This is a genomic window from Bradyrhizobium guangdongense, from assembly GCF_006483445.1.
GTDB classification, from domain to species: Bacteria; Pseudomonadota; Alphaproteobacteria; order Rhizobiales; family Xanthobacteraceae; genus Bradyrhizobium; species Bradyrhizobium guangdongense_A.
Map to the genome: position 1 here is coordinate 1 of NZ_PPPT01000201.1, position 6,975 is coordinate 6,975.

A 6,975-nucleotide genomic window follows, 5' to 3' on the forward strand; every position below is an offset into this window, starting at 1 on the left:
ATCACGCGGTATGGGTCCCGGCCTTCGCCGGGACGACACCGAGGGTTTGGCTGCCCCTACTCCGCCGCGTCCCGCATCGCCACGCGTTCCGCCCTCGCCGCGCAGAACTTGAACTCCGGGATCTTGCCGAAGGGATCCAGCGCCGGGTTGGTCAGGAGGTTCGCCGCCGCCTCCGCGTAGCAGAATGGCATGAACACCATGTTCTCCGGCACGTCGCGATCGGAGCGGACCTTGACCTCGACCGCGCCGCGGCGGGTTTCGAGGCGGATGAAATCGCCCAGCGAGAGCTGCTTCTTGCGCATGTCCTTCGGGTTCATGAAGGCGACTGCTTCCGGCTCGATCTGGTCGAGCACCTGGGCGCGCCGCGTCATCGAACCGGTGTGCCAGTGTTCGAGCACGCGGCCGGTCGAGAGCACCATCGGATATTCGGCGTCGGGCACCTCGTCCGGCGGAATGACCTTTGCCGGCACGATCTTGCCGCGGCCGCTTTCGGTCGGGAAGCCCGTGGTGAAGATGATCTCGTTGCCGGGCTTGTTCGGGTCGTCGACCGGATAGGTCACCGCGCCTTCGCGCACCAGCCGCTCCCAGGTGATATTCTTCAGCGAGGGCATCAACTCGGCCATCTCGGTGAAGACCTCGCCGGGACCGGCATAGTTCCAGGGCAATCCCATGCGCTTGCCGATCTCCTGGATGATCCAGAGATCCTGGCGCGCATCGCCCGGCGGCTTGATCACCTGGCGCGCGAGCTGCACGCGGCGATCGGTGTTGGTGAAGGAGCCGTCCTTCTCGGCAAAGGCCGAAGCCGGCAGGATGACGTCGGCGTGGAACGCGGTCTCGGTGACGAAGAGATCCTGCACCACGAGATGATCCAGCATGGCGAGCGCCTGGCGCGCATGCTGCAGATCGGGGTCCGACATCGCGGGGTTCTCGCCCTCGATATACATGCCCTTGATCTCGCCGGCGTGGATCGCGCTCATGATCTCGACGACGGTGAGGCCGCGGACCGGATCGAGGCTCTTCTGCCAGTTCTCCTCGAACTTGCCGCGCAGATCGACGCGGCCGACCGGCTGGTAGTCCGGTAGGAACATCGGGATCAGGCCGGCGTCGGAGGCGCCCTGCACGTTGTTCTGGCCGCGCAGCGGATGCAGTCCCGTGCCGGGGCGGCCGACCTGGCCGGTGATCAGTGCCAGCGCAATCAGGCAGCGCGCATTGTCGGTGCCGTGGACATGCTGGCTGATGCCCATGCCCCAGAAGATGATCGAGGACTTTGCCCGCGCGTAGGTCCGCGCGACTTCACGAAGCGTTTGCGCCGGGACGCCGCAGATCGGCTCCATCTTCTCCGGCGTGAACTCCTTGATCTTCTCTTTCAGCTCGTCAAAGCCCTCGGTGTAGCCGGCGATGTACTGATCGTCGGTCAGACCTTCGGTGATGATCGTATTGATCATCGCGTTCAGCATCGCGACGTCAGCACCCGGCTTGAACTGCAGATGCTTGGTCGCATGACGCGATAGCGACTGCTTGCGCGGGTCCATGACGAACAGCTTGGTGCCGTTCTGCTTGACCGCGTTCTTGATGAAGGTCGCGGCGACCGGATGGTTCACGGTCGGGTTGGCGCCGATCACGATGATGACCTCGGCGTCCATCGCCGCGGAGAACGGCGCCGACACGGCGCCGGAGCTCAGGCCTTCGAACAGCGCCGCCACCGACGAGGCGTGGCACAGCCGCGTGCAGTGATCGACATTGTTGGAGCCGAAGCCGGTGCGAACCAGCTTCTGGAACAGGTAGGCCTCTTCATTCGAGCCCTTGGCCGAGCCGAAGCCGGCCAGCGCCTTCACGCCGTTGGTGTTGCGGATCTTGACGAGACCCTTGGCGGCGATATCCAGCGCCTCGTCCCACGACGCCTCGCGGAAATGGGTGAAGGGATTGGCCGGGTCAACCTGGTCGTTAAAGTCCTTCTTCGCGTTCGGCAGCCGCACCAGCGGCTTCGTGATGCGGTGCGGATGGTGGATGTAGTCAAAGCCGAAGCGACCCTTGACGCAGAGGCGGTTGTGGTTGGCGGGGCCGTCGCGGCCTTCCGCATAGATCACCTTGTCGTCCTTGACCTGATAGGTAACCTGGCAGCCGACACCGCAGAACGGGCAGAGCGAATCCACCTTCTTGTCGGCATAGGTGACGCGGGTCTGCGCCTCGTCCAGCATCACCGCCGGCATCAACGCGCCGGTCGGACAGGCCTGCACGCATTCGCCGCAGGCGACGCAGGTGGACTCACCCATGGGATCGTCGAAGTCGAACACGATTTTCGCGTCGGCATTGCGATAGGCCATGCCGATGACGTCGTTGACCTGGACCTCGCGGCAGGCGCGCACGCACAGGCCACACTGGATGCAGGCATCGAGATTGACGCGCATCGCCGGATGGCTGGCATCGGTCGCCCAGCGCTCCGCGGCGGGGAAACGGCTCTCGGTGACGCCGGTCTTCTCCGCCCAGTTCCAGAATTTTGAATCGGGATCGTGCGAAGTCTCGCGCGTCGGCTGATCAGCAACCAGCAGCTCCATCACCATTTTCTGCGCAGCAGTCGCACGCGCCGACTCGGTCTTCACCTTCATACCGACGGAGGGCGTGCGCTTGCAGGAGGCAGCGAGCACGCGCTCGCCTTCGATCTCGACCATGCAGGCGCGGCAATTGCCGTCGGGGCGGTAGTCGGGCTCGGGCGAGTAGCAGAGATGCGGGATGTCCCGCCCCTGACGCTTTGCCACCTGCCAGATGGTCTCGCCGGGCTTGGCCTCGACCTGCTTGCCGTCGAGCTCGAACGTAATCTTGGTCATTCGGCCGCTTCCTTGAACTCGTCAGGGAAATATTTGATCACCGATGTGAGCGGATTGGATGCGGCCTGTCCGAGGCCACAGATCGAGGCATCGCGCATCGCCTGGCTCAATTCGTCCAGCAACGCGCGATTCCAGACCGGCTTCTGCATCAGCTGCGCCGCTTTCTGGGTGCCGACGCGGCACGGCGTGCACTGTCCGCAGCTCTCGTCCTCAAAAAACTTCATCAGGTTCAGCGCCGCACTCCGCACACTGTCATGCTGCGACAGGATCACGATCGCGGCCGAGCCGATGAAGCAGCCGTATTTCTCCAGCGTGCCGAAATCGAGCGGGATGTTATCCATCGACGCCGGCAAAATGCCGCCGGACGCGCCGCCCGGCAGATAGGCATAGAAGTGATGGCCATCGGCCATGCCGCCACAATATTCGTCGATCAGCTCGCGCACGGTGATGCCCGCGGGCGCGAGCTTCATGCCTGGATTCTTCACGCGGCCCGAGACCGAGAAGCTGCGCAAGCCAAAGCGCTCATTGCGGCCATGGCCCTTCCACCAGTCGGCGCCCTTCTCGACGATGTCGCGCACCCACCACAGCGTCTCGATATTGTTGATCAGCGTCGGCAGGCCGAACAGGCCGACCTGGAACGGATAAGGCGGCTTGTGCCGCGGCAGACCGCGCTTGCCCTCGATGCTTTCCAGCAGCGAGGACTCTTCGCCGCAGATATAGGCACCTGCCCCGCGCCGCAGATGCAGCGTCGGACCACCCGCGGGCAGCTTTGCGATCTCGCGCTCCAGAATTTCGCGCGCGGCCGGATATTCGTCGCGGATGTAGATGTAGATTTCGGCGGCCTCGACGACATGCGCGCCGATCAGCATGCCCTCGATGAAGCGATGCGGGTCGGTCTCGAGATAATAGCGGTCCTTGAACGTGCCGGGCTCGCCTTCGTCGCCGTTGATCGCCATCAGCCGCGGACCGGGTTCCCCTAGCACCGCGCGCCATTTGCGGCCGGTCGGGAATCCGGCGCCGCCGAGCCCGCGCAACGAGGCGTCGTCGAGCGCCTTCAAGAGATCGTCGCGCGACAATTCGCCGGAGCGCAGGCGGTTCAAGAGCTTGTAGCCACCACCGGCGACATAGGCGGCATAGTCGGTGTATTTGGGCAGGTGCGCATGGGTGTCGCCGGCCTTTGCGGTGGCCAGCACATTCGTGACCGTCGCATGATCGACGAAGTTGTGACCGACCTCGGCAGCGGGTGCGGTATCGCAACGGCCGACGCAGGGGGCGCGCACGACACGGATGCCCGGTCCAGCCTTGCTTTGCAGATCCTCCAGGAGCTTCTCGCCGCCGAGCATCGCGCAAGTCAGGGAATCGCAAACGCGGATGGTGAGCGGGGCGATATCGGACTCGCCTTCCTTCACCACGTCGAAATGCGCATAGAAGGTCGCGGTCTCGAACACTTCGGCGAAGGAGAGCTTCATCTCGTCGGCGAGTGCGGCAAGATGCGCCGCGGAGATCTGGTGATATTTGTCCTGGATCAGGTGGAGATATTCGATGAGCAGGTCGCGACGGCGCGGACGGTCGCCGAGCAGCAGCTCGATCTCATGCCCGGCGGTCGGATCGACCTGACGCCCCTTCGGGGTGGCCTTGGCGCGTCGTCGTCCCTCACCGGGATGCTCGAAGGCTCGGACCTTGTGCACGTCATCGTGGTTCATCGATTCGTCTCGATCTCGTCTTCTAGAACGGCTCCAACTCTAGCCCCTGGCATACCAGATGCCAAGCCAATTATCATGCTCGCGGAAGCAGTTAAGTGGAGCACTCAGCCCTGGATTGCGGGCGGGACCCGACCTTGCGGGTGTCCAACGCGCCAACCCATAGAACGAAGCCTGAATTGACCGGGAGATCAATAAAGGCGTCCCATGCTGCGATAGCGAAAGCCTATCGAAGCGCCCATTCCTGGACGCTCGGCCCTCTGCCATGCACTCCTTGATAGAGGGCCAGCGATGGTCGCCCACAGCACTCTACGTGTTGTCAGTCTTTTCGATCAGGAACACGATGCGGACGTCATTGCGCTCGGTGATCTCGACCTTGTCGCCGGTCTCGCGGATCAGGTTGGGAATGTCGATCACCGACAAGGGATCGGTGCAGTGAACCTCGAGCTGGTCGCCCGCGGTCAACGGCTTCAGCGCCTTGCGCGTCTTGAGCGCCGGCAGCGGGCATTTGAGCCCGGTGAGATCGAGAGTCGTCCTGGTCATCGCGGCAACATGGCGGGGCGGGCGGGCGGCGTCAACGCGTGCGGCCTCAGAGCAGGCTCGCGTAGGACAGGAAGCCGACGCTCGCGCCCGGCTCCACCCGCGTGACGTCTTCGCCGAGCTCGACGAGACCGTCGGTCTCGACCAGCGAGGACAACAGGCCTGCGCCTTCGCGCGGAAACTTGGTCACTTCGAGCGCACCGCCCTCGCCCTTGCGCAGGAAGACGCGGACATATTCGCGCCGGCCCTCCTTCTTCTTGTAGGTGAAGGCGGCGCGCACGGGGATAGCAACGATCGGTTCCGGCCGGCTGCCGGCCAGCGCGAGAACCGTCGGCCGCACCACGTGAACGAAGGTGACAAAGCTCGCGACGGGATTGCCGGGCAACCCGATCAGCGGCGTGCCGCCGATGATGCCCATCGCCACGGGACGGCCGGGCTTGATCGCCATCCGCCACAACACGAGCTTGCCGATCTCCTCGACGGCGGCCCTGACGTGATCCTCCTCGCCGGTCGAGACGCCGCCGCTGGTGACGATCAGATCATGCTGGCCCGCAACCTTCTTCAGGCCCTGTGCGAGCGTAGCGCGATCGTCGCGCAAGATACCGAGATCGGAGACCTCGCAACCGAGCCGGCGCAGCATCGCGATCAGCATGACGCGATTGGAGTCGAACAGTTGCGAGGCTCCGCGCGTCGTGCCCGGCGAAGCCAGCTCATCGCCAGTCGAGAACACCGCAACGCGGATGCGCCTGACCACGTCAAGCGATGTCAGCCCGAAGGCGGCGGCGAGCGCGACATGCTGCGGCCGCAGCCGCTGGCCGGCGAATAGCGCGAGGTGGCCCTGCGGAATGTCTTCGCCCGCGGGGCGGACATTTGCGCCGGGCTTCAATCCCGGCGGCAGCACGATCTTTCCAGCCTCATCGACGCGCACATCCTCCTGCATGAAGACGGTCCCGGCATCAGGCGGCATCGGCGCGCCCGTGAAGATGCGCAAGGTGTGGCCGGACTTGATCGGCGCTTCCGCCGCGCCACCGGCCGCGACACGGCCGTCCAACGGCAACGCCTGCTCCTCGCCTTTCGGGATATCCGCGTTGCGCACCGCGTAGCCATCGACCGCGGAGTTGGTGAAGGGCGGCAACGGCAAGGGTGCCGCAATATCCTTCGCAAGCACGCGCCCGTCGGCTTCGGTCAACGCGACCGTCTCGATATCGGCGATCGCGTTGACGCGGGCAGCGATCAGGCCGACGGCGTCGTCGACCGACATCATCGGCCCGCCAAACGCAAAACAATCGTCGGACAGTTGCGCCATCGTTCCTCGTCAGCGCGTCACGGCACTTCTCGCCACGGCCTCTTCGACCGGCATCGCCGAGCGCAACAGAAGTGCTGCGACCGCGGGGATATCGTCCAGATGGACGGTCGGCAGTCTCGTTTCAATCGGCGTGTCGGTCGCAATCCCGACAATTCCGGGATCGTCGGGGAACAGCAGCGGCTTGTTGTTGGCGGCGCGATGCACCTCGATCTTGCGATGCGGCTCGCGCTTGAAGCCTTCGACCACGACGAGATCGACCAGCGCGAGCTTTTCCAGGAGCTCCGGCAGCCGCGGCTCGCCCTCCCCGCGCAACTCATGCATCAGCGCCCAGCGCCGCTCCGAGGACACCAACACCTCGGCCGCACCGGCCTCCCGGTGCCGCCAGGAATCCTTGCCGGGCACGTCGACGTCAAAATGGTGGTGGGCGTGCTTGATCACGGACACGCGCAGGCCGTCAGCCCTGAAATGCGGAATCAGCCGCGTCAGCAGCGTGGTCTTGCCCGCACCACTCCATCCCGCAAGGCCGATTACTTTCATCACCGTTCGATCCTCATCCACGGCTCATGGCCGGTGGAACCAGCTTATCCACCGTCATTGCGAGCGA

General features: G+C 64.7%; 5 protein-coding genes. All 5 read right to left on the reverse strand.

Features of this window, described 5'->3' with window-relative positions; genetic code table 11:
• Nucleotides 1-56 precede the first annotated feature (56 nt).
• The 5 genes from fdhF to mobB all read right to left on the reverse strand — a co-directional run bounded on the left by fdhF (nucleotide 57) and on the right by mobB (nucleotide 6,908).
• On the reverse strand, nucleotides 57-2,825 hold the full coding sequence (fdhF, locus tag C2U70_RS27250) for a formate dehydrogenase subunit alpha (protein WP_140981717.1): 2,769 nt from the start codon (nucleotides 2,823-2,825) through the stop codon (nucleotides 57-59).
• Entirely contained in the window at nucleotides 2,822-4,528 is a 1,707-nt protein-coding gene (locus C2U70_RS27255) for an NADH-ubiquinone oxidoreductase-F iron-sulfur binding region domain-containing protein (protein ID WP_140981718.1), read from the reverse strand. Before C2U70_RS27255 ends, fdhF begins: the two co-directional genes overlap by 4 nt.
• A 306-nt stretch (nucleotides 4,529-4,834) precedes the next feature.
• Nucleotides 4,835-5,068: a sulfurtransferase TusA family protein gene (locus C2U70_RS27260; RefSeq protein ID WP_140981719.1), complete on the reverse strand. Its 234-nt coding sequence runs from the start codon at nucleotides 5,066-5,068 to the stop codon at nucleotides 4,835-4,837.
• A gap of 46 nt (nucleotides 5,069-5,114) precedes the next feature.
• Complete coding sequence (locus tag C2U70_RS27265) at nucleotides 5,115-6,371, reverse strand: molybdopterin molybdotransferase MoeA (RefSeq protein ID WP_140981720.1); 1,257 nt, start codon at nucleotides 6,369-6,371, stop codon at nucleotides 5,115-5,117.
• Between the two features lie 9 nt (nucleotides 6,372-6,380).
• Nucleotides 6,381-6,908, reverse strand: coding sequence for a molybdopterin-guanine dinucleotide biosynthesis protein B (gene mobB, locus C2U70_RS27270; protein WP_140981721.1), 528 nt, complete (start codon nucleotides 6,906-6,908; stop codon nucleotides 6,381-6,383).
• Nucleotides 6,909-6,975 lie beyond the last annotated feature (67 nt).